Origin of the sequence: Mesorhizobium sp. M0496 (assembly GCF_040321205.1) — a bacterium.
Classification (GTDB): Bacteria; Pseudomonadota; Alphaproteobacteria; order Rhizobiales; family Rhizobiaceae; genus Mesorhizobium.
The window spans coordinates 44328-63716 of the sequence record NZ_JAMYRC010000021.1; the positions used below are offsets into that span (position 1 = coordinate 44328).

The 19389-nt window shown below is 64.1% G+C and carries 20 protein-coding genes and 1 tRNA gene; 13 read left to right on the plus strand and 8 right to left on the minus strand.

Translation table 11 applies throughout. From position 1 onward, the window contains the following. Positions 1 to 52: 52 nt before the first annotated feature. A tRNA-Gly gene (locus tag NKI73_RS18510) sits at positions 53 to 127 on the minus strand. 263 nt (positions 128 to 390) lie between these two features. Here NKI73_RS18510 and NKI73_RS18515 point away from each other — a divergent pair. The 4 genes from NKI73_RS18515 (at position 391) to NKI73_RS18530 (ending at position 3194) form a co-directional block, all read left to right on the plus strand. Then, entirely contained in the window at positions 391 to 888 is a 498-nt protein-coding gene (locus NKI73_RS18515) for a prolyl-tRNA synthetase associated domain-containing protein (protein WP_352632130.1), read from the plus strand. An 83-nt stretch (positions 889 to 971) separates the two neighbouring features. Next, on the plus strand, positions 972 to 1973 hold the full coding sequence (trxA, locus tag NKI73_RS18520) for a thioredoxin (RefSeq protein ID WP_352632131.1): 1002 nt from the start codon (positions 972 to 974) through the stop codon (positions 1971 to 1973). A gap of 203 nt (positions 1974 to 2176) precedes the next feature. Next, the gene (locus NKI73_RS18525) at positions 2177 to 2848 is read left to right on the plus strand and encodes an LON peptidase substrate-binding domain-containing protein (RefSeq protein WP_352632132.1); all 672 of its coding nucleotides are present in this window, start codon (positions 2177 to 2179) and stop codon (positions 2846 to 2848) included. 97 nt (positions 2849 to 2945) lie between these two features. After that, positions 2946 to 3194, plus strand: a complete 249-nt coding sequence (locus tag NKI73_RS18530) for a Trm112 family protein (protein WP_352632134.1) — start codon at positions 2946 to 2948, stop codon at positions 3192 to 3194. 233 nt (positions 3195 to 3427) lie between these two features. Here the strand turns inward: NKI73_RS18530 and NKI73_RS18535 are convergent, their stop codons facing one another. From NKI73_RS18535 to NKI73_RS18545, 3 genes are read right to left on the minus strand one after another with little or no spacing between them, the layout of a single operon-like run. Beyond that, entirely contained in the window at positions 3428 to 6781 is a 3354-nt protein-coding gene (locus NKI73_RS18535; protein WP_352632135.1) for an error-prone DNA polymerase, read from the minus strand. After that, the gene (locus NKI73_RS18540) at positions 6778 to 8256 is read right to left on the minus strand and encodes a DUF6504 family protein (protein ID WP_352632137.1); all 1479 of its coding nucleotides are present in this window, start codon (positions 8254 to 8256) and stop codon (positions 6778 to 6780) included. The genes NKI73_RS18535 and NKI73_RS18540 overlap by 4 nt, the downstream gene beginning before the upstream one ends. After that, entirely contained in the window at positions 8198 to 9259 is a 1062-nt protein-coding gene (locus tag NKI73_RS18545) for an ImuA family protein (protein ID WP_352632139.1), read from the minus strand. The genes NKI73_RS18540 and NKI73_RS18545 overlap by 59 nt, the downstream gene beginning before the upstream one ends. A 185-nt stretch (positions 9260 to 9444) precedes the next feature. Between NKI73_RS18545 and NKI73_RS18550 the strand changes: the two genes are divergently transcribed. Both NKI73_RS18550 and NKI73_RS18555 read left to right on the plus strand, forming a co-directional pair. Next, the gene (locus NKI73_RS18550; RefSeq protein WP_023763026.1) at positions 9445 to 9867 is read left to right on the plus strand and encodes a metallopeptidase family protein; all 423 of its coding nucleotides are present in this window, start codon (positions 9445 to 9447) and stop codon (positions 9865 to 9867) included. Between the two features lie 239 nt (positions 9868 to 10106). Next, positions 10107 to 10388: a helix-turn-helix domain-containing protein gene (locus tag NKI73_RS18555; RefSeq protein WP_352632140.1), complete on the plus strand. Its 282-nt coding sequence runs from the start codon at positions 10107 to 10109 to the stop codon at positions 10386 to 10388. Between the two features lie 122 nt (positions 10389 to 10510). Here NKI73_RS18555 and NKI73_RS18560 read toward each other — a convergent pair whose 3' ends face one another. Further along, positions 10511 to 11200, minus strand: coding sequence for a TetR/AcrR family transcriptional regulator (locus NKI73_RS18560; RefSeq protein WP_352632142.1), 690 nt, complete (start codon positions 11198 to 11200; stop codon positions 10511 to 10513). A gap of 170 nt (positions 11201 to 11370) precedes the next feature. Between NKI73_RS18560 and NKI73_RS18565 the strand changes: the two genes are divergently transcribed. Further along, positions 11371 to 12057, plus strand: coding sequence for a hypothetical protein (locus tag NKI73_RS18565; protein ID WP_352632144.1), 687 nt, complete (start codon positions 11371 to 11373; stop codon positions 12055 to 12057). On the opposite strand, the gene NKI73_RS18570 is transcribed toward NKI73_RS18565, so the two are convergent. Together NKI73_RS18570 and NKI73_RS18575 are read right to left on the minus strand one after the other, a co-directional pair. Then, positions 12044 to 12250, minus strand: coding sequence for a DUF1737 domain-containing protein (locus tag NKI73_RS18570; protein WP_352632146.1), 207 nt, complete (start codon positions 12248 to 12250; stop codon positions 12044 to 12046). The two genes, NKI73_RS18565 and NKI73_RS18570, sit on opposite strands and share 14 nt — an antisense overlap. A gap of 45 nt (positions 12251 to 12295) precedes the next feature. Further along, on the minus strand, positions 12296 to 13189 hold the full coding sequence (locus NKI73_RS18575) for an HpcH/HpaI aldolase/citrate lyase family protein (RefSeq protein WP_352632148.1): 894 nt from the start codon (positions 13187 to 13189) through the stop codon (positions 12296 to 12298). 327 nt (positions 13190 to 13516) lie between these two features. Between NKI73_RS18575 and NKI73_RS18580 the strand changes: the two genes are divergently transcribed. The 6 genes from NKI73_RS18580 to NKI73_RS18605 are packed head-to-tail and all read left to right on the plus strand — an operon-like array spanning position 13517 to position 18702. Beyond that, entirely contained in the window at positions 13517 to 13684 is a 168-nt protein-coding gene (locus tag NKI73_RS18580; RefSeq protein ID WP_352632150.1) for a hypothetical protein, read from the plus strand. Beyond that, positions 13681 to 14019, plus strand: coding sequence for a hypothetical protein (locus NKI73_RS18585; protein WP_352632152.1), 339 nt, complete (start codon positions 13681 to 13683; stop codon positions 14017 to 14019). The genes NKI73_RS18580 and NKI73_RS18585 overlap by 4 nt, the downstream gene beginning before the upstream one ends. 48 nt (positions 14020 to 14067) lie before the next feature. Further along, positions 14068 to 15222 (plus strand): DUF4153 domain-containing protein, encoded by a 1155-nt coding sequence (locus NKI73_RS18590; protein WP_502909566.1) that lies wholly within the window; start codon positions 14068 to 14070, stop codon positions 15220 to 15222. Between the two features lie 3 nt (positions 15223 to 15225). Continuing rightward, positions 15226 to 15918 carry a response regulator gene (locus NKI73_RS18595; RefSeq protein WP_352632153.1) on the plus strand — a complete coding sequence of 231 codons (693 nt, stop codon included), beginning with the start codon at positions 15226 to 15228 and terminating at the stop codon, positions 15916 to 15918. Then, on the plus strand, positions 15909 to 17507 hold the full coding sequence (locus tag NKI73_RS18600) for an ATP-binding protein (RefSeq protein ID WP_352632155.1): 1599 nt from the start codon (positions 15909 to 15911) through the stop codon (positions 17505 to 17507). Before NKI73_RS18595 ends, NKI73_RS18600 begins: the two co-directional genes overlap by 10 nt. Positions 17508 to 17535: 28 nt before the next feature. Beyond that, on the plus strand, positions 17536 to 18702 hold the full coding sequence (locus NKI73_RS18605; RefSeq protein ID WP_352632157.1) for an NAD(P)/FAD-dependent oxidoreductase: 1167 nt from the start codon (positions 17536 to 17538) through the stop codon (positions 18700 to 18702). A gap of 234 nt (positions 18703 to 18936) precedes the next feature. Here the strand turns inward: NKI73_RS18605 and NKI73_RS18610 are convergent, their stop codons facing one another. Further along, a complete protein-coding gene (locus NKI73_RS18610; RefSeq protein ID WP_352632159.1) occupies positions 18937 to 19362 on the minus strand; it encodes a GNAT family N-acetyltransferase in 426 nt (141 codons plus the stop codon). Between the last annotated feature and the right edge of the window lie 27 nt (positions 19363 to 19389).

A 19389-nucleotide genomic window follows, 5' to 3' on the forward strand; every position in this document is an offset into this window, starting at 1 on the left:
AAAAAGCCGCGGCGTCCGCGGCTTTTCGATGCTTGATTTCCCTGGAGGAAACTGGAGCGGGTGAAGCGATTCGAACGCTCGACCCCAACCTTGGCAAGGTTGTGCTCTACCCCTGAGCTACACCCGCTCGCACGGCGTCTTGGCCGCAAGCCGGGCCTATATGGCTGAAGAGCGCGGCGATTGCAACAGGGAAATCGCAGGCTTTTTTGCAACGCGGCAAGCGATGCCGGCAAGCCGCCGGCACTGCGCGGCGGGCATGCGGGTGGCGGGCGGCGGCGGCGCCACCGCGAAGGGCGGTGCCGCTCACCGTGATGTCGCATGACGGCCTTGTGTCGGCCGCCCCATTGGCCGTAAACGGCATGGGCTGACCAACGGGACGAAGACAAACCGATGCCGAAGACCGAAGCCGACCTGATGGCCTTTTTTGCCGAACTCGGGATCATCACGTCGACGAAACGCCATCCGCCTCTCTACACGGTCGCCGATTCGCAGGCGCTGCGTGGCGAAATAGAGGGCGGGCACACGAAAAACCTGTTCCTGAAGGACAAGAAGGACAATTTCTTCCTCGTCACCGTCGGCGAGGATGCGGTTGTCGACCTGAAGCAGATCCACCAGGTGATCGGCGCCGCCAGCCGTGTCTCCTTCGGCAAACCGGAGATGCTTATGGAGCTACTTGGCGTCACGCCGGGCGCCGTCACGGTCTTTGGCGTCATCAACGACACGGCAAACAGGGTTAAGCTCGTGCTCGACAAGGATTTGATGGAGCATGCGGTGATCAACGGGCATCCGCTGACCAATGAGGCGACGACATCGATCGCCGCAGTGGACCTGATCAGATTCGTCGAGGCAACCGGGCACGATGCTGCTATCTTGAAAGTCTCCGCGTGATCGCCACATGGAAGGCTTGAAACCGACGGTCTGAAGGATATGGCGCCGGCTGCCAGCCGGCCGCGCTACGGAAGGTTAAAGAGATGAGCGACAACAATCCGTTTGGCGGCCCCTTCGGCGGCAATGGCGGCCAGTACACCACATCGGTGCAGTATGGTGGAACCGCGCCGGCGCCGGCGAAGGTCGCGCTTGGCGATGCGCCCACTGCCCCTGCCAATGTCATCAAGGACACGACGACCGCCGCCTTTGCCGCCGACGTCATCCAGGAATCGCGCCGCCAGCCGGTGCTGGTCGATTTCTGGGCGCCCTGGTGCGGGCCCTGCAAGCAGTTGACGCCGCAGCTGGAGAAGGCGGTCAAGGCCGCCGGCGGCAAGGTCAAGCTGGTCAAGATGAACATCGACGACCATCCCTCGATCGCCGGCCAGCTCGGCATCCAGTCGATTCCCGCGGTTATTGCCTTCAAGGACGGCCAGCCGGTCGACGGCTTCATGGGTGCGATCCCGGAGAGCCAGATCGCCGAATTCATCACCAAGGTCGGCGGCAAGGGCGATGGCGCGCCGCCGGTGGCCGAGGCGCTGACCGCGGCTGCGGAAGCGCGCGACGCCGGCGACATGCAGACCGCTGCCGACATCTATGATGCCATCCTGGCGCAGGCGCCGGAGACCGTCGAGGCGATCGGCGGCCTGGGCGAGCTGCTGTTCGAGGCTGGCGACGTGCAAGGCGCCGAGGCACTTTTGGCAACGGCGCCGGAAGCCAAGAAGGATGCGCCGCCGCTGGCCGCCCTGCGTGCCAAGATGGCGGTTGCCGCGCAAGCGGCGGCCCTTGGCAATCCGGCCGAGTTCGAGCGCCGCCTGGCGGAGAATCCCGCGGATCATCAGGCGCGTTTCGATCTGGCCATGATTCAGAACGCCAACGGTGACCGCACCGCGGCGGCCGACAATCTGCTGGCCATCATCAAGGCCGACCGGACCTGGAACGAGGACGGCGCCAGGACGCAATTGCTGCAACTGTTCGAGGCCTGGGGCATGACCGACGAGGCGACGCTTGCGGCGCGGCGCAAATTGTCGGCGCTGCTGTTTTCCTGACCTTGCGGTTGTTTTGCCGCACGGGCTTGGCGTCGGCGATCACCGCGCCAGATTAAAGCATATCGCCCAGAAGTGTTCCCGGTTTTGGGAGAACGATATGCGTTAAAACAAAGAGATAGAGCGATTCAGCGTTTTCGTGAAACGGTGGACGCCCTAGGGCGGGGAATTGACGCGCTCCTTGATGGCGCGATCGGAGGAATGAGGTGCAAGCGGGAAACGCGCATTACCGGCTCGCCAAGCATTTGCCGTCGACGATCCCGATCTTTCCGCTCGAGGGTGCGCTTTTGCTGCCGGGAGGCCGTATGCCGCTCAACATCTTCGAGCCGCGCTACCTGCAGATGGTGGACGAGGCCATCACCGGCTCGCGGCTCATCGGCGTCATCCAGCCCAGTCTCGACGGCGCCTTGCGCGACGACGGCGAGCCGGAACTCTGCAATGTCGGCTGCGCCGGGCGCATCATCGCCTTTTCCGAGACCGGCGACGGCCGCTATCTGATTTCGCTGCAAGGCGTGTGCCGGTTCCGCATTACCCGCGAACTGACGGTCAAGACGCCGTTTCGGCAGGCCAAGCTGGCGCCCTTCCTCGCCGATCTCGATGAGGATCAGGCGGCCAACGAGATCGACCGGCCATCGCTGCTCAAGGCATTTCGCGCCTATCTGCAGGCCAACGACCTGGAGGCCGACTGGGAAAGCGTCAGCCGGGCGGAAAATGCCATGCTGGTCAATGCGCTGTCGATGATGGCGCCCTACGGGCCAGCCGAGAAACAGGCGCTGCTCGAAGCGGCCGACCTGAAGACGCGGGCCGAAACGCTGATTGCCATCACCGAAATGGCGCTGGCGCGCGAGAATGAGGATTTTGGGTCGAGTCTGCAGTAAGATGTGCCGATATTCAGGTGAGGGCCGGCTGCAAATGGCCCGGCCTGAGCTGAATCTCAACACATCTTAGGCCCGCAACTGGCTGGAAGAGAATCTTATGGCGGCGGTTGGACGTGACGGGAAGAAGGTCAATGTCGACCCCAAGCTGCTGGAACTGCTGGCCTGCCCGCTGACCAAGGGGCCGCTGACATGGGATCCGGAGCGCGGTGAGCTGGTCTCGCGGGTCGCCAAGCTCGCTTATCCGGTGCGCGACGGTATCCCGATCATGCTGCCCTCGGAAGCGCGGACGCTGTCCGTGGAGGATGTGCTGGCCCCGCCGCCGCCTCGCCTGAGCGGGCCTTCGTGAATTCGAGCGCGCTGGGGCGCAGAAATTGCCGTGGCTAGCGGGACAGCACCCCCCTCTGGCCTGCCGGCCATCTCCCCCGCAAGGGGGGAGATTGGATGTCGCATCGGCCTTCACCAATCTCCAACGTCTGAAGGCTGGCGGCACGCACGAACTGCCAATCTCCCCCCTTGCGGGGGAGATGGCCGGCAGGCCAGAGGGGGGTGCTGTCCCGCTGACATCGAAGTTTTTTGCCACTACTGAAAATTGCGCCCCTTGGGCATGACTTGTTCCGCCTCTCCCGATAATGCCGCGAGATCCTGTCGGATCGGTGCGCTCCGGATTGTGGATCGACTGTCGCGATCCGGACTTTTGGCAGTGCGTTCCTGAGGAGCGGCGACCGCCGATCCAGCCTCGCTGACTTTCTCCAGAAGCACGGTCAGCCAAGGCGTCAGGTCCTCGACCTTTTCTGCAACGATGTGGACCACACCCGATTCCGACTGCAATTTCCCGGTGACCCGAACGAACCGAGCGCCCATGACGATCGGCCGGTAACGGTCGAAGGTTCTTTGCCAGAAAATGACGTTGGCCACCGCCTTGTCGTCTTCCAGCGTCAGGAAGGTCGCGTTGCCCTTGCCGGGGCGCTGCCGTACCAGCACAAGCCCGGCGACGGAGACCCGTCTGCCGTCGCGCACGTTGGGAAGGTTCGCATTGGGCGTGACGCCGGCGCGGTCGAGCCGCTCGCGCAGGAAGGCGACCGGATGCGCCTTCAGCGACAGGCCGAGCGAGCGGTAGTCGTGGATGACATGCTCGCCGAGCGGCATTTTCGGTAGCTTCGTCTCGGGCTCCAGCTCGCGCAGGCGGAGCGCCGGTTGGTCGAACAGCGGCAGCCTTTCGGCGGCGCTCTTGCCGTCGAGCGCGCGCACCGCCCACAAGGCTTCGCGACGATCAAGACCAAGCGAACGGAAGGCATCGGCTTGCGCCAGCCTCTCGATCTCGTCGACATCGAGACCGGAGCGCAGCCAGACGTCCCTGACGGACATATAGCCGTCGCCGCGCCGGTCGACGAACAGATCCATGCGCTCCTTGGACAGGCCCTTGATCTGCCTGAAGCCGAGCCGCAGTGCATGATCCGTCTCGATGACGCCGCGCATCTCGGCATGGCGCGCGAGGATGCGGGCCGGATCGAAAGGCGCTTTCTCCAGCGTGCAGTCCCAGACCGAGAAATTGACGTCGACGTCGCGAATGTCGACGCCATGGTCGCGCGCGTCGCGCACCAGCTGGGCCGGCTGGTAAAATCCCATCGGCTGCGAATTCAGGATCGCGGCGCAGAACACGTCGGGATAGAAGGTCTTGAACCAGCAGGAGGCATAGACCAGCAGCGCGAAGGAGGCGGCGTGGCTTTCGGGAAAGCCGTATTCGCCAAAGCCCTCGATCTGCTTGAAGCAGCGCTCGGCGAAGTCCTTGGTGTATCCCTTGCCAACCATGCCGTCGATCATACGCCGGCGATAATTGCCGATCGTGCCGGTGCGTTTGAAGGTGGCCATGGCGCGGCGCAGTTCATCGGCCTCGCCCGGCCGGAAACCGCCGGCGACGATGGCGATTTTCATCGCCTGTTCCTGGAACAGCGGTACGCCCAGCGTCTTGCCGAGAATCTCCTTCAATTCCGCCTTCTGATACTCGGCCTTCTCCTTGCCCTGTCGACGGCGCAGATAGGGGTGGACCATGTCGCCCTGGATCGGGCCCGGCCGGACGATCGCCACCTCGATGACGAGGTCGTAGAATTCGCGTGGCCGGAGACGCGGCAGCATCGACATCTGGGCGCGGGATTCAATCTGGAAGACGCCGAGCGTGTCGGCGCGGCAGATCATGTCGTAGACATTTCTATCCTCGGGCGGCAACGTGGCCAGCACATAGGGCCGGCCATATTTATCCCGTGCATTGGGATAGTGCTCCTCCAGCAAGGTGAAGGCGCGTTTCAGGCAGGTCAGCATGCCAAGCGCCAGCACGTCCACTTTCAGGATCTTCACCGCGTCGAGATCGTCCTTGTCCCATTCGACCATCTTGCGCTCGTCCATCGCCGTCTTGACGATGGGCACGATCTCGTCGAGCCGGTCCCTGGTGATGACGAAGCCGCCGACATGCTGCGACAGGTGGCGGGGAAAACCCATGATCTCGTTGGCGCGTTCCAATACATGCTGCGACACCGGATCGGTGCGGTCGAGGCCGCCGGCGCGAGCTTCCTTCTCGCCGAGTTCCGAGGTCGACCAGCCCCAGATCGAACCGGACAATGACCCCCTGACATCCTCCGACAGGCCCATTGCCTTGGAGACTTCGCGCAGCGCCGAACGGCCGCGGTAGCTGATGACGGCGGCGGCCAGTGCGGTGCGCTTGGTGCTGTACTTCGTATAGATGTACTGCATCACCTCTTCGCGTCGCTCATGCTCGAAATCGACATCGATATCCGGCGGCTCGTTCCTCTCCTCGGAGATGAAGCGCTCGAAAAGCGTGTCGATCCTGTCCGGCCCGACTTCGGTGATGCCGATGCAGAAGCAGACGATCGAATTGGCGGCCGAGCCGCGCCCCTGGCAGAGAATGTCCTGGCTGCGGGCAAACTTGACGATGTCGTAGACGGTCAGGAAATAGCGGGCGTAGTTGAGGCGCTCGATCAGAGCGAGCTCTTCCGCGATGCGCTTGGTCACCGAAGCGGGCACACCTGCGGGATAACGCTCGGCAGCCCCCTCTCGCGCCAGCCTTTCCAGCTCGGCCTGCGGCCCGAGACCCGATTCCGTCGGCTCGTCGGGGTAATTGTACTGGAGGTCGCTCAACGAAAAAGTCAGCTCCTGCGCAAACCGCAAGGTCTCGGCCAGCGCCTGCGGATGCCTGCGGAACAGGCGCGCCATCTCCATTGGCGGCTTCAGATGGCGCTCGGCATTGGCGGCCAGTTGCAGCCCGACCTCGGCGACGGGTGTGTTGAGGCGGATCGCGGTCAGCACGTCCTGCAGCGGGCGCCGTTCGGCCGTGTGGTAGAGAACGTCGTTGGTCGCCATCAGCGGGATGCCGGCACTCTCGGCAAACGCCGCCACCTGCTCGATCCGGAAACGGTCATTGCCGGCATAGTCAGGCGAAACGCCAAGCCGCAGGTTCCGACCGAAACGATGCTTGAGGTCTCGAAGCAAGGCGAGACTGTTTTGCGCCCCCGCCGACAGATCGGGCAGGGCCGCCAGCGACAGGAGGTCGCCCCATTCGAGCAGGTCGTCGCGCTGGAGAAGGGTGGCGCCTTTTTCGTTCTCCTCGCGCAGATTGGCCTGGGTCAGCATGCGGCACAGATGCCCCCAGCCCTTGCGATCCCTGGGATAGGCGAGAATGTCCGGCGTACCGTCGCCGAAAACCAGCCGGCAGCCTGGATGGTAGGAAAGCTTTTCCACCTTGGCCTGCTGCCAGGCACGCACCACGCCGGCCACCGTGTTGCGGTCGGCAAGCCCGATCGCGGAGAAGCCGAGAAGCTTGGCGGCGACCACCAGCTCCTCCGGCTTGGAGGCGCCGCGCAGGAAGGAGAAATTCGACTGGATGCCGAACTCGGCATAGGGGATGACGGTCAGCGCGTTCATGCGAAGACACCATGCAGGAACCAGCGCGGCGGCACCTGCGAGGCGCCGCCGTAAAGGCCTTGCCTATAGAGCCAGTAGCGGCGTCCGTCGGCATCCTCGATACGGAAATAGTCGCGCGTCGATGCCGCCTCGTCGCTCGGCGCCTCGCGCCACCATTCCGCCGCGATGCGTTCCGGCCCCTCGGCCCGCGTCACCCGGTAGAGTGCGCGGCGCCAGCGGAAGTTCAGCGGCGGTCCTTCCGGCATTTCGGTGGCCGGCACGTCGATGGGTTCGGGCGAGCGGAACAGCCGGATCGGCCGTTCCGGCGGAAAGATAGTCATCGGCGCTTGCAGCCTGTCCGGCCTTTTCGGCGGCGTGGTCCGGCGCGGGGCTTCAGTGAAGGGGATCGTGGCGACGGCGCGCTCCGGCAGATGGCTCTCGACGGCAACCGGTTGCAGGACCGCGCTTTCGCCGAGCCGGGCACGGATGCGGTCGGCGAACAGCGCGATATCGGCGCCGTCGTCTATCACCTCGCCGGCAAGATCGGCCTGCTGCATGTCGAAAGCGGCTGATGTCAGCACCGAGAGCCGCACCAGATCGAAGCCGTAGCCGGCATCGATATCCTGTTCGAGCGCAGCCAGTCGCTCATGGAACAATTTCTGGATCAGTCGGGGTTCGCGCAGCGGCCGCGAGGTGCCGAGAGCGATGCGGCTAACGGCGCCATCGACCCGGAAGAGCAGCAGCGCCAGTGTCCTGGCGCCCTCGCCGCGACGCTCGAGATCGGTCTTCAAGGTCGCCGCCAGCATGCCAACCAGCCGTTCGATGTCCTCGGTCAAGGTGACGGGCTCGGCCAGATGGCGTTCGACCGAAAGCGGCGCGACGGGAAGGCGCGGCGACACCGCCTCGTCGAGGCGGCCAAGCGCCTGGTCGAGGCGCAGGAGCAGCAGGGCGCCGAAGCGGCGGGCGAGCGGCGCGCGCGGTGCCGCCATGACGGCGCCCGCCGTGCGCAGGCCGACGCTTTCCAGGCTGGCGCGGGTTGCCGGCTCGATGCGCAGTGCGGCCAGCGGCAGGGGTGCCAGCAGCGCTTCCTCCTCGCCGCCATCGACGATGCGGTCACCGGCAAACCGTGCCGCTGCCCAGGCTGCTCCCGGTGTCGCGGCAAGCCCGGCGCGGACGTCGAAACCCTGATGGAAAAAGCGCGACAGGATGTCGTCGAGCATGGCGCGTTCGCCGCCGAACAGGTGGGTGCAGCCGGTGACGTCGAGAAACAGGCCGTCTGCCCCGTCCAGCGCCACCAGCGGTGTGTAGCGGTCGCACCAGTCGGCAAGACCTTCGAGCAGACGCCGGTCGGCCTCCGGATCGGCCTCGACGATGTCGATCGACGGATGCATGGCGCGCGCATCGGCAATGCCCATGTCGCGCTTCAGGTGCAATGCTTCAGCCCGCTCGTCGAGGGCCGAGATGCGCTGCGCGTTGCGGTCGCGATGGCTGATCACGAGCGGTGGGTGAGATGGCGGCAGGTGATCCGACGGCCGGGAACGCCAGGACCGCCCCAGACGCTGCCGCAGGATCCTTTCCACGGCCAGATAGGGAAACCACAGGGACAGGATTCTTTGCCCGCTCTCTTTCCTCGCCCCTTCCTTCGTCGCTCGTTCTTTCGTCGAATGCGCGTTCATCGGGGTTCCACTCCAGTGTGAATTGTCCAGGCAAGGCCGTGCGGCTCTTGCCGATGGTGAGGGTGAAGGCCGGGTGGCCGATCGAGCCGGCGAGCGGCCCGGCGATGGTGTCGCGCGGTACCGCCGGCGCCGACGAGACGATGAGCCGGACGGGGGCCGCCGTCGGCTCGGGCTCGGCCGCCTGCCGCAGCAGGAACACCGGCCGGCCTGCACCTTGAGCCCGCGCATGCAGCCGGCGCGTCGCGGTCAGGTCCAGCCGCCGCGGATTGCCGCGAATTTCCAAGATGACGGCGGCGAGTGCCGTCATCCGGGCAGCCTCCTCGGCGACCCACAGCGCATCGACAAGTCGGGGCGCCTCGGAAAACAGCAATTGTTCCGGCTGGATGCCGAACGAGGCATGAAGCCCCCTGGCGTAGGGAAAGCCGGCTTCGCGGAAGATTTCCGTGGTGCCGATCCACAGCACCGGCAGCTCTGGCGTCCGCTTGAGGATCAGGCTGGTGAGCGACAGAGCGAAGCCGGCGACAGCCCCGGCATCGCGGGTTTGCGTGCCATGGATTTCGCTCAAGGCTGCCTTCGGCAGGCCGCCGCTCAAAGCGGCATCGAGCCGCCCGACGCCGATGGGCAGGTACGCATCCGGCAAAGCCGCGGCAACGCCACGGCGGACGATTGTGAGATCGGTATTGGGCGTGACACCCGTGCTGGCGTCAGCATCAGGGGTCGCTGCGGCCGGCGCCTGCAGGCGCTCCGGCAGCGTTCCCTCGATTTTCGCGATCTGGCGGCGCAGGGCAAAAACAGTTTCCCGCGCCACGGCGGTCATCGCCATGACGGTCAGCTTCCACTCACAATTGTTCCTGTTATGTTCTTATAGATTCCAGAGAGCCTCCCAAGAGTCAAGCTGAGTCATGGGGAATTTATTCCTGTCGTGTGGGTTTGTCCGAGGCGTGCGGCCGCCAGTCATTTGCCGAGTCCTGCGCGAAAGCCTATATGCCCGGGATCAAAGGACAAAGCATGGCTCGCATCTACAAGACCCGCACCTGGCACGACGAACTCTCGCCCTCGATGGACGAAATGGAGTTCCTGGCGCTGGAGGCCTATGCCCATCTGCCGGAGGATTTTCGCAAGCTGACCGGCGAGATCGTCATCCAGATCGCCGAGTTCCCGACCGACGAGATCATGGACGATCTGTCGCTGGAAACGCCCTTCGACCTGCTCGGCCTGTTCGAAGGACGCGGCATCGCCGAGCGCTGGAATCCGCAGACCGGCGAAGGCCCGAACCGCATCACGCTCTACCGCCGCGCCATCCTCGACTACTGGTCCGAGAACGAGGAAACGCTGGGCGACATCGTCACCCACGTGCTGATCCACGAGATCGGCCACCATTTTGGCCTGTCGGACGATGATATGGAGAAGATCGAAGAGGCGGCGGAGTAGCCCCACACCTTCGTCATCCTAGGGCGGAGCAAGGAGCGGAGCGACGCAGCGCAGACCCTAGGATCCATGCCGTGATGTTGGTACAGTGCTCCGTCGGTGCAGGACTGAAAGCTTACCATCCGGTTCGGCGAGAATCCTGATCCGCTATGCCCCTCGGCGGAGGTAACGGCATGGATCCTAGGGTCTCCGCAGTCGCTTTGCGACTGCTACGCCCTAGGATGACGAAGGGAGGCGTGACGATGGAACGTCAGAGCTTTGAAAACGTGTGGGACGCGCTGGAAGATACTCCGGCCGAGGCCGCCAATATGACTATGCGCTCCAACTTGCTGATCGCGATTGAACAGCGGGTGCGGAGCTGGAACGTTACCCAGGCCGAAGCAGCCAACCGGCTCGGAATCACCCGGCCACGCCTTAGCGACCTCCTGCGGGGCAGGATCGCGAATTTCAGTCTGGACACGTTGATCAACCTTGCCGCACAGGCCGGACTTACAGTGCGTCTTGATATCGCCGAGGCTGCCTGATCAGTGGTGGGGTTTGCAGTGCTATAGTCAGCGAGCATTGAGCCACTTGCCGCAGGTAGGCATGTTCCACCCCGCCCATTGGTTGGCCACCGCATCAACGAAAAGGACGTCATTGTCCATTCCTATCGAGTCGGTCCAGAACTCAGCGGCGGCAAGGGCCTCTGAGGTTTCGCTTCAGACAGGTTGGTCATCCGGCTGATGAAAAGATGCAGCGCCTTGCGCAGGGCGAGCGATGGCGGCTCGGACGGATGCCACTGCGCAAAATGACCATCGACCACCATTCGTGCCAAGCCATAGACAAATGCACGAGCGGCAAGAACCAGATGATCGAAGTCCGTATTATTCGCGGCCAACCGACCCTGTTGTTGCGCCTGGGTCAGCAGGTCGATCATTTTTCGGCGAATGGCTTCATTCTGACCCCGAAGACTGTCCGAGGCGTCGAAATCAATCAGCGTTCGGGAACTAATGACCTGGAAATGCGTGGGATTGGCAATCGCCCATTCCAGATAGCCTTGTCCGATTGCTTCGAAGGCCACGATGGGATCCGCGCTGTCGACTTCTGAAAGTGCATTGGCGACGGCCTCTGTCAGCCGGCTCATGGCCTGTTCGGCGACCGCGGTCAGTAGCGCCGTTTTCGATTGAAAATGCCGGAAAGGCGCGCCGGGGGAAACGCCGGCCCGCTTTGCGGCTTCACGCACGCTCACATTGTCGGGGCCGCCTTCCTCGACAAGTCGAATTGCAGCATCGATCAACGTGTCCCGCAAATTGCCATGGTGGTAGCTGGTGCGGCGAGGCGTCTTGGCTTCTGCCATCTCTTTCCCTTTGTTCCGTAGAACTGCTTCACGCGTCCATAGCATGATTCCGCAATTTATGTAATCACCGTTTACAACCCCGGCAGGAGAATGTAAGCGGTGATTACGAATGGGATCGGAACAGGCCTGCGGTCTTCGCGGCTGCCGTTTTTCCAGATGAGGAGACGAACATGCTCGCCACAACCGCCGAACCCTGCCGTCCGCAATCGCTCATTTCGCTTCACGGTTCAGCTGAAGAACCTCAGCACAAGGAGAATTCCACGGCTGTCCAGTCGAGCGCGGCTGTGCCCAGCGCTACGCTTTATCGGCTTGCCGCCGTCGCCGGGGTGGGGAGCGCGCTTATTCTTCTTGTCAACGCGGCCAAACGCAGCGCGCTCATCGCGACCACCGATCTGACGCAACTTCTTGCGCCAATCGCCGAGATATTGGCGCTTGGTCTTGTCGTAGGCCTGTTTCTTGCGTTTGGCCGGCGCGCGGGCCTGTTCGGCACGATCGGGTTTGTCATCAACTTCGTTGCATTGGCAAGTTTGGTCGGTGTGGAAGTGGTGATCAATCTCGTATTTTCGAAGCTTCCGTTGACGACCATCATCGAGCTGCGCGCCGGTCCTCTCGGACTGGCTCTGGTCCTCAGTTCAGTTCTTTTTCTGGTTGGGACGCTGGCGTTTGTAATCTCTCTTGTCGTTGCAAGAGGTGTGCCGCGCATTCCACTCGCTCTCTATTTCATTGGCGCGGCGCCTATCGCGCTCCGGGCGTTCGTGCCGGAATTGGCTCTTGACCTGGGCTTGGTGACGCTTGCGGCAGCGATCGCCTGGCTGGCCGGGTGGCTGTGGATGCGAGCGCCGGCTACCAGTCGCTGAGCTTGGTGTCCGGCCCGTATTCCTGCCCGTCGATATCTTTCACGACGGCCTGGCCGCAGCACATGGTCTTGGCCTTCTTGTCGAAGGCATAGGTCGGCGAGCCGAACAGGTGCCAGCCCTTGTTCAGCGCCGCCGTCACCTTGTGGCAAAAGCTGGCGTCGTCCGGGCCGGTCAGAAAGCGGTAGAGTTTCATCGGGTTGGTTCCTGTCGTGAGTAGCCTGCAAGCACAGGGCTGATATCATGCGCCGATGGCGGCTGCCTTCGCCAGCAATTTTTCGGCCTGCGCCAGGTGCAGCCGCTCGATCATTCTTCCGTTCAGCGCAATCACCCCTTTGCCGGCATTTTCGGAAAGCGCGAAGGCTTCTTTCACCGAGCGCGCCTCGGCCACCGCCTCGGGCGACGGTGCAAAGGCTCGATTGGCGGCTTCGATCTGGGCAGGGTGGATAAGCGTTTTGCCGTCGAACCCCCTGGCGGCGGCTTCCGCGCATTCGCGGGCAAAGACGTCGAGATCGCGGAAATCGTTGGAGACGCCGTCGAGCATGTCGAGGCCGCCGGCGCGCGCGGCCAGCAGCATCTGCATCAGCCAGGGCACGAGATAGCGCCGGTCAGGTGTGACCAGCACGCCGGTCTCCTTGACCAGATCATTCGTTCCGGCAACGAAACAGTCAAGCCGCGAGGCCGGATCGCGGCCAAGCTCGGCAATGGCGCCGATGTTGAGCATGGCCTTGGGCGTCTCGATCATCGCCCATAGTTTCACCGCATCGGGAGCAAAATTGTCGTCGAGCACGTCGCCCACTTCCAGAATGTCGCGCGGCCTGTCGACCTTGGGCAGCAGGAGGCCGTCAGGCTCGCATTTGGCCATGGCAAGCAGATCGTCGGCGCCCCATTCGCTGGACAGCGCGTTGACGCGCACGATCATCTCGCAGCGGCGGCCAATATCGTTGGCAACCGGACGTTTGGCCAAAATGCCCGCCAGTTTTTCGCGGGCGGCAATCTTGTCGGCCGGTGCGACGGCGTCTTCGAGGTCGATGATGATTGCGTCGCAGGGAAGCTGCGCGATCTTGGCTAGCGCCTTGTCGTTGGAGGCCGGGACGTAGAGCACCGAGCGGCGCGGGCGATAGGTTTCGGTCATCTCAAATCTATGCCGCGTGTGGTTGGTCGAGGCAAGCACGCGGATGAAGGCTCGATCTCCCCCCTCGTGGGGGAGATGTCCGGCAAGACAGAGGGGGGCGCTGTCCTGCCGACCTCTCATTGATTGTAATGTGCCCTCAGGCCGCTCTCAGCGGTCGCTCAGTGACCGAGGTTGGCGTTCCTTCACGCCCCCCTCTGCCCTGCCGGGCATCTCCCCCACAAGGGGGGAGATTGGCAGCTTTGGCCCTGCACGAAAACTGCACACGCTTGCGGAAAACCTCCTCGCATCCGCCGCACCGTCTCCCCGCCGTCCTGCGAGACAGGCGGCATGCAAAAGCGAGCAAAACCCTATTGGTCCGTGCCTTACCGACTGCGCTGCGAGGGCTGGTGGCTGGCCGATCCGCCGCGCGCGAACCCTTCAGCGATCCTCATCCCCTTCGCCCGCAAGAGCCCGCCGGCAATCCGGCTGGAAGCCGTCAGGAAAACCAGATCATGACATCGCTGTTCGCCGCCGCGCCGCGCTATTGCAGCCGCTTCGGTGTCGCCATCCTGCTGGTCGCATTGGCGGATTTTCTGTTCTACGGCCAACCCGCCGGTATCACGGTTTTCCTGTTCGCCCTCCTGATTGCCGCCGCGATCGTCGCCGTGCACCCAGCGGCCTTCAGCGACGGCAGGATCTGGCTCAAGCCCATCGCCTTGCTTGTCGCGCTGCTGCCGCTGGCCGAGAATGTCAGCGCCCTCTCAGTGTCGATCGCGCTGGCGACCTTGATCGTTTTCGCGCTTTCGCTGAGCGGGCGGCTGCGTCACCGCATCGCCCGCATTGCCGGCTAGGTCGCACTGTTCCTGCTGGCGGCGCCGTTCCGTTTCGCCAACGACTTCATCCGCTGGCGCAAGACAGCGCGGCGGTTCGGCCGGCGCCGCGTCCGCCTGGCGGCGATCGCCGTCTGGGTGATGCCACTGACGCTGGGCGCGGTCTTCCTGGCGCTGTTCGGCGCCGCCAACCCGGTCATCGACTACTGGCTATCGCTGATCGACCTTTTGAAACTGCTCGATCTCATCCAGTTCACGCGGAGTGCCTTCTGGCTGTTCGTGCTCGTCGGCGTCTGGGCTTTTCTGCGGCCACGGGTGCCGCGCCTGGTTCGCCGCATCCCGCGCGCGGCGGCGGTCAACGCTCAAGCCGAGAAAACCGTCACCACCATCGAGGACATCCTGTTCGGCAAGGCAGCCATCCTTCGCGCGCTTATTGTCTTCAACTTGCTGTTTGCGCTGCAGACCGGGCTCGACGCCACCTATCTGTGGGGCGGGGCAGCTCTTCCCGACGGGCTGAGCTACGCGTCTTACGCGCATCGCGGCGCCTATACGCTGATCGTCACCGCGCTGCTTGCCGCCGGTTTTGTCCTTGCGGCGCTCAGGCCAGGAAGCGAGACCGCGGCCGATCCGCTCATCCGCCGGCTGGTCTATGCCTGGGTGGCGCAGAACATCATGCTGGTCATCTCGTCGATCCTGCGGCTTGACCTTTATATCGGCATCTATGCGCTGACCTACTGGCGGGTCGCCGCCTTCGTCTGGATGGGGCTGGTGGTATCCGGCCTTGCGCTGATCATCGCCCGCATCGCGCTGGGAAAATCCATCGAATGGCTGCTGTCCGCCAATCTTCTGACGTTATCTCTGACGCTTTATGCCGGCTGTTTCATTAATTTCGCCGCGCTGATTGCCAATTACAATGTCGACCGTTCCTTTGAAATGACCGGCCAGGGCATTCCCCTCGACGCCTGGTATGTGCGCTCGCTCGGCCCGGGCGCATTTCCGGCCCTCGATCGTTTTCTCGATCATCAGAGCCGGACGGCTGCCGTCAACAATCCAGTTGTTCGCGAACTGGCGGGGCGGCGCGGCAGCGACGAAGGCTGGTATCGCACCCTCCAGCAGAACTGGCGGGCCTGGAGCTTTCGCGACTGGCGGCTGCTCGGGTATCTCGACAGCAAGGGGCCGTTCGTGGTTCCTCACCGTATCGAACCTTACCTGCCGGGCCGCTGATCGATGCCGCACCATATCCTCGTCGCCGACGATGATCCGCATATCCGCGAGGTGATCTGCTTCGCGCTGGAAAAGGCTGGCATGAAGACGCAGGCGGTCGCCGACGGTGCCGCCGCCCTGCAGGCGATCGGACGGCGGGCACCCGATCTCGTCGTGCTCGACATCGGCATGCCGGAGATGGACGGGCTGGAGGTCTGCCGGCGGCTGCGGCACACATCCGATGTGCCAGTGCTGTTTCTGTCCGCGCGGGATGAGGAGATCGACCGCATCCTTGGGCTCGAAATGGGCGGCGACGACTATGTGACAAAACCGTTCAGCCCGCGCGAACTGGTCGCCCGCGTCAACGTCATCCTGCGGCGCGCCCGCCCGGCGGCGCCCGAACCGGCCGACGACCGGCAGTTCGCGCAGGGCAAACTCGCTTTGGCGCCGGCCAGCCACGCGGCTAGCTTCGACGGTAGGCCGCTGTCGCTGACGGGGATAGAATTCTCGATCCTGAAAGGGTTTTTGGCGCGGCCGAAGCATGTGCTCGACCGCGATGCGGTGATGGCAAGTGCCTATGCCGCCAACATCCATGTCGCCGGCCGCACCGTTGACAGCCATATCCGCAACATCCGCGCCAAGCTGGCAGAAGTGGGTTGCCTGGATGTCATCGAGACCGTGCATGGCGTCGGCTTCCGGCTCGGCCGATGCGGCTGACGACTTCGCGAAAATGGATCGGCCGCAAATGGCGGCCTCGCCTCGCCACGGTCGTCGTCGCCATCCTGATCATGGTGATGGCCTTGCCGCTGGTGGGCCTGTTCTTCTTCCGCCTATACGAGAACCAGCTGATCCGCCAGACCGAAGCGGAGCTGATCGCGCAAGGCGCGGCCATTGCCGCCATCTATGCGCAGGACGTGCGCGATGCCGGCATCCCGCCGCAAAAACTCGGTGCACCGATGCCGCAGGCGGGTGGGAATGCGAGCCGTAGCGCCAATCCGGATCTGTACAGGCCGATCGAGCCGCAACTCGATCTCGCTTCGGATTATGTGCTTCCGACCCGGCCAGCGGCCATGCCAGGCACAGCCGATCCCGCCTTCGCCGCGATCGGAACGCGCCTGTCCGGTATCCTCGACGCCACCCAGAAAACCACGCTGGCCGGTTTCCGATTGCTCGATCCCACAGGCGTCGTCATCGCCGGGCGCGGCGAGATCGGCCAGTCGCTTGGCGCGGTCGAGGAGGTGCGCGAGGCACTCGCCGGCCGCTACGCCAGTGCGCTCAGGCTGCGCATCCCCGACCAGCCGGCGCCACCGCTCTATTCGGTCAGCCGCGGCACCAAGGTGCGTGTCTTCGTCGCTTTGCCGGTGGCCGTCGATGGCCAGGTCGCTGGCGTGGTCTATGTGTCGCGGACGCCCAACAACATCATCAAACATCTCTATGGCGAGCGCGGCAAGGTGACGTTGGCGGCGATCGCCATCCTCGGCGGCACGCTGCTCATCGGCCTGGTCTTCCTGCGCACCGTCAGCCGGCCGATCTATGCGCTGATCGACCGCACCGAGCGCATCGCCGCCGGCGACCGCGCGGCGATGCGGCCGCTCGACCACCACGGCACATACGAGATGGCGGAGCTGTCCGCCGCCTTCCTCGACATGGCCGAAAAGCTGCAGGCGCGCTCGGACTCTATCCAGACTTTTGCCACCCATGTCTCGCACGAGCTCAAATCGCCGCTGACGGCGATCCAAGGCGCGGCCGAGCTGCTGCGCGATTCAGGTAGCGCCATGGACGATACGGAGCGGCGGCGCTTTTCCAACAATATCGTCACCGATGCGGGACGGCTCAATCTGCTGGTGCGGCGCCTGCTTGACCTCGCGCGCGCCGAAAATCTTGCGCCGAGCGGCGAAAGCACCTCGATCGGCGCGGCGCTGGCGTTGCTTCCCGTCGATAACAGGCTGACGGTTTGCGTCGAGGCTGGGGGCGAGGTCGGCTTGCGTATATCGGCTGAGAACGCGGCAATCGTGCTGGCCAATCTCATCGACAATTCGGCCAGGCACGGCGCGACGCAGGTTTCAATCACGGCCGCAAGTGCCAGCGGCAAGGCGACGGTGCTGCTCAACGACGACGGAGCCGGCATTTCACCCAGCAACCGGGCGCGCATCTTCGAGCCGTTCTTCACCACGCGCCGCGATTCGGGCGGCACCGGCATGGGCCTCGGCATCGTTCTGGCCCTCCTGAAAGCGCATGATGGTATGATCGCGCTGGTTGACTCCGAGCGCGGCACGCGCTTCGAGATCATTTTGCCGGTCGCGTGAGGACGCGGGCAAAGGATCGGAGAAAAAAGTGCGCTACGACATCGTCATCATCGGCGGGGCCATCGTCGGATCCTCGGTCGCCTATTATCTGCGCGAGGAAGGGTTTTCCGGCTCGATCGCCTTGATCGAGCGCGATCCGCAATTTGCCCACGCGGCAACGACGCTGTCCTTGGCCTCGATCCGCCAGCAATTCTCGATCCCGGAAAACATCCGCCTGTCGCAGTTCACGCTAAAACTGTTCAGGCGGCTGAAGGAAGAGTTCGGGGCTGACGCCGATATCGGTTTCCGCGAAGGCGGCTATCTCATCCTGGCCGGCGAGAACGGCTTGCCGATCCTCAAGAGCAATCACGAGGCGCAGATGGCCGAGGGCGCAGACATCGTTCTTGAGGATGCGGAGCAGCTGGTGCGCCGTTTCCCGTGGCTGTCGGCCGAGGGCATCACTGCCGGCGCCTATGGCCGCAGCGGCGAGGGCTGGTTCGACGCGCATGCGATGCTGATGCTGTTCCGCAAGGCGCTGCGCGACAAGAAGATCGATTTCATCACCGCCGATGTCACCGATATTGCGCGCGACGGCAACCGCGTTACCAGCGTCAGCCTCGACAATGGCCAGACGCTGGAGGCCGGCACCGTCGTCAACGCCGCCGGGCCGAACGCCGGCAAGGTCGCTGCCATGGCCGGTCTCGTGCTGCCGGTCGAGCCTCGCAAGCGCAACGTCTTCGTCTTCGAGGCGCGCGAGAAATACGCCGACATGCCGCTGCTGGTCGATCCCTCCGGCATCTATGTACGCCCGGAAGGCTCGGTCTATCTCACCGGCGGTGCCGAACCGGAAGAGGGCGACGGCCCAGCCCCCCCCGGGGATTTCGAGGTCGACTGGCCATTGTTCGAAGAGGTGATCTGGCCGGTGCTGGCGACCCGCATTCCGGCTTTCGAAGCGATCAAGCCGACGCGCGCCTGGGCCGGCCACTACGATTACAACACACTCGACCAGAACGCGGTCATCGGCCCGCATTCCGAGGTCGGCAATTTCCTGTTCGCCAACGGGTTCTCCGGCCACGGCCTGCAGCAGGCGCCAGCGGTCGGCAAGGCGCTGGCCGAACTGATCGTGCACGGGGGTTATCGCACGGTGGACTGCTCGGCGTTTGGGTACGGCCGGGTCGCAGAAGGGCGGGCGTTTCGGGAATTGAATGTGATTTGAGCGGGGGCGTCGCAGAATAAGCGGTTCTGTCGAGTTCCCGCCCACCCCCCTCTGGCCTGCCGGCCATCTCCCCCGCAAGGAGGGAGATTACGCGCTCAACCGCTTTCGCCAATCTCCAGCGTGGCAAGAATGAGCGGAGCGTCGAAGTTGCCAATCTCCCCCCTTGCGGGGAGATGGCCGGCAGGCCAGAGGGGGGTGCTGTCCCGCTGAGTGTTGCAAGTCAAGTGGCCGCAGTCAGCCCTTGCGGCTGAACCAGAATGCATCCGCCATGCGCTTCATGCCGATGCGTTCGTAGAAGCCGACGGCGTCGGGCATGGAGATCAGGCTGATGGCGACGGACGGACCGAGTTGCCGGCGCGCCTCGTCCATCAGGCCCTTGCCGATGCCGAGCCCCTGCGCCGATTGGGAAACGGCGAGCTCGGAGATGTAGCAGACCCAGGAAAAATCGGTGAGCGCGCGGGCCACGCCGATCAGTGGCTTGCCCTCCACGTCGAGACGTGCGGTCAGGACCAGGTTTGCGCCTGAAAGCATCGTCTGCAGGCGAGCGTCGTCATCGACAGGGCGCGTTTCGCCAAGGCCGGATTCCACCAGCACGCGACGGAATTCGGCGATGTCGAGCGCGGCTTCGCGTGCATAGAGGACGTGTGCGTTTTCTGCCATGGCCGACAGACTGCACTATCGGACGGC

Coding starts and splice junctions, on each gene's coding strand:
- NKI73_RS18515 (WP_352632130.1), top strand. CDS start 391: ATGCCGAAGACCGAAGCCGACCTGATGGCCTTTTTTGCCGAACTCGGG.
- trxA (WP_352632131.1), top strand. CDS start 972: ATGAGCGACAACAATCCGTTTGGCGGCCCCTTCGGCGGCAATGGCGGC.
- NKI73_RS18530 (WP_352632134.1), top strand. CDS start 2,946: ATGGCGGCGGTTGGACGTGACGGGAAGAAGGTCAATGTCGACCCCAAG.
- NKI73_RS18535 (WP_352632135.1), bottom strand. CDS start 6,781: ATGAACGCGCTGACCGTCATCCCCTATGCCGAGTTCGGCATCCAGTCG.
- NKI73_RS18545 (WP_352632139.1), bottom strand. CDS start 9,259: ATGGCGATGACCGCCGTGGCGCGGGAAACTGTTTTTGCCCTGCGCCGC.
- NKI73_RS18550 (WP_023763026.1), top strand. CDS start 9,445: ATGGCTCGCATCTACAAGACCCGCACCTGGCACGACGAACTCTCGCCC.
- NKI73_RS18555 (WP_352632140.1), top strand. CDS start 10,107: ATGGAACGTCAGAGCTTTGAAAACGTGTGGGACGCGCTGGAAGATACT.
- NKI73_RS18560 (WP_352632142.1), bottom strand. CDS start 11,200: ATGGCAGAAGCCAAGACGCCTCGCCGCACCAGCTACCACCATGGCAAT.
- NKI73_RS18565 (WP_352632144.1), top strand. CDS start 11,371: ATGCTCGCCACAACCGCCGAACCCTGCCGTCCGCAATCGCTCATTTCG.
- NKI73_RS18570 (WP_352632146.1), bottom strand. CDS start 12,250: ATGAAACTCTACCGCTTTCTGACCGGCCCGGACGACGCCAGCTTTTGC.
- NKI73_RS18575 (WP_352632148.1), bottom strand. CDS start 13,189: ATGACCGAAACCTATCGCCCGCGCCGCTCGGTGCTCTACGTCCCGGCC.
- NKI73_RS18580 (WP_352632150.1), top strand. CDS start 13,517: ATGCAAAAGCGAGCAAAACCCTATTGGTCCGTGCCTTACCGACTGCGC.
- NKI73_RS18585 (WP_352632152.1), top strand. CDS start 13,681: ATGACATCGCTGTTCGCCGCCGCGCCGCGCTATTGCAGCCGCTTCGGT.
- NKI73_RS18595 (WP_352632153.1), top strand. CDS start 15,226: ATGCCGCACCATATCCTCGTCGCCGACGATGATCCGCATATCCGCGAG.
- NKI73_RS18600 (WP_352632155.1), top strand. CDS start 15,909: ATGCGGCTGACGACTTCGCGAAAATGGATCGGCCGCAAATGGCGGCCT.
- NKI73_RS18610 (WP_352632159.1), bottom strand. CDS start 19,362: ATGGCAGAAAACGCACACGTCCTCTATGCACGCGAAGCCGCGCTCGAC.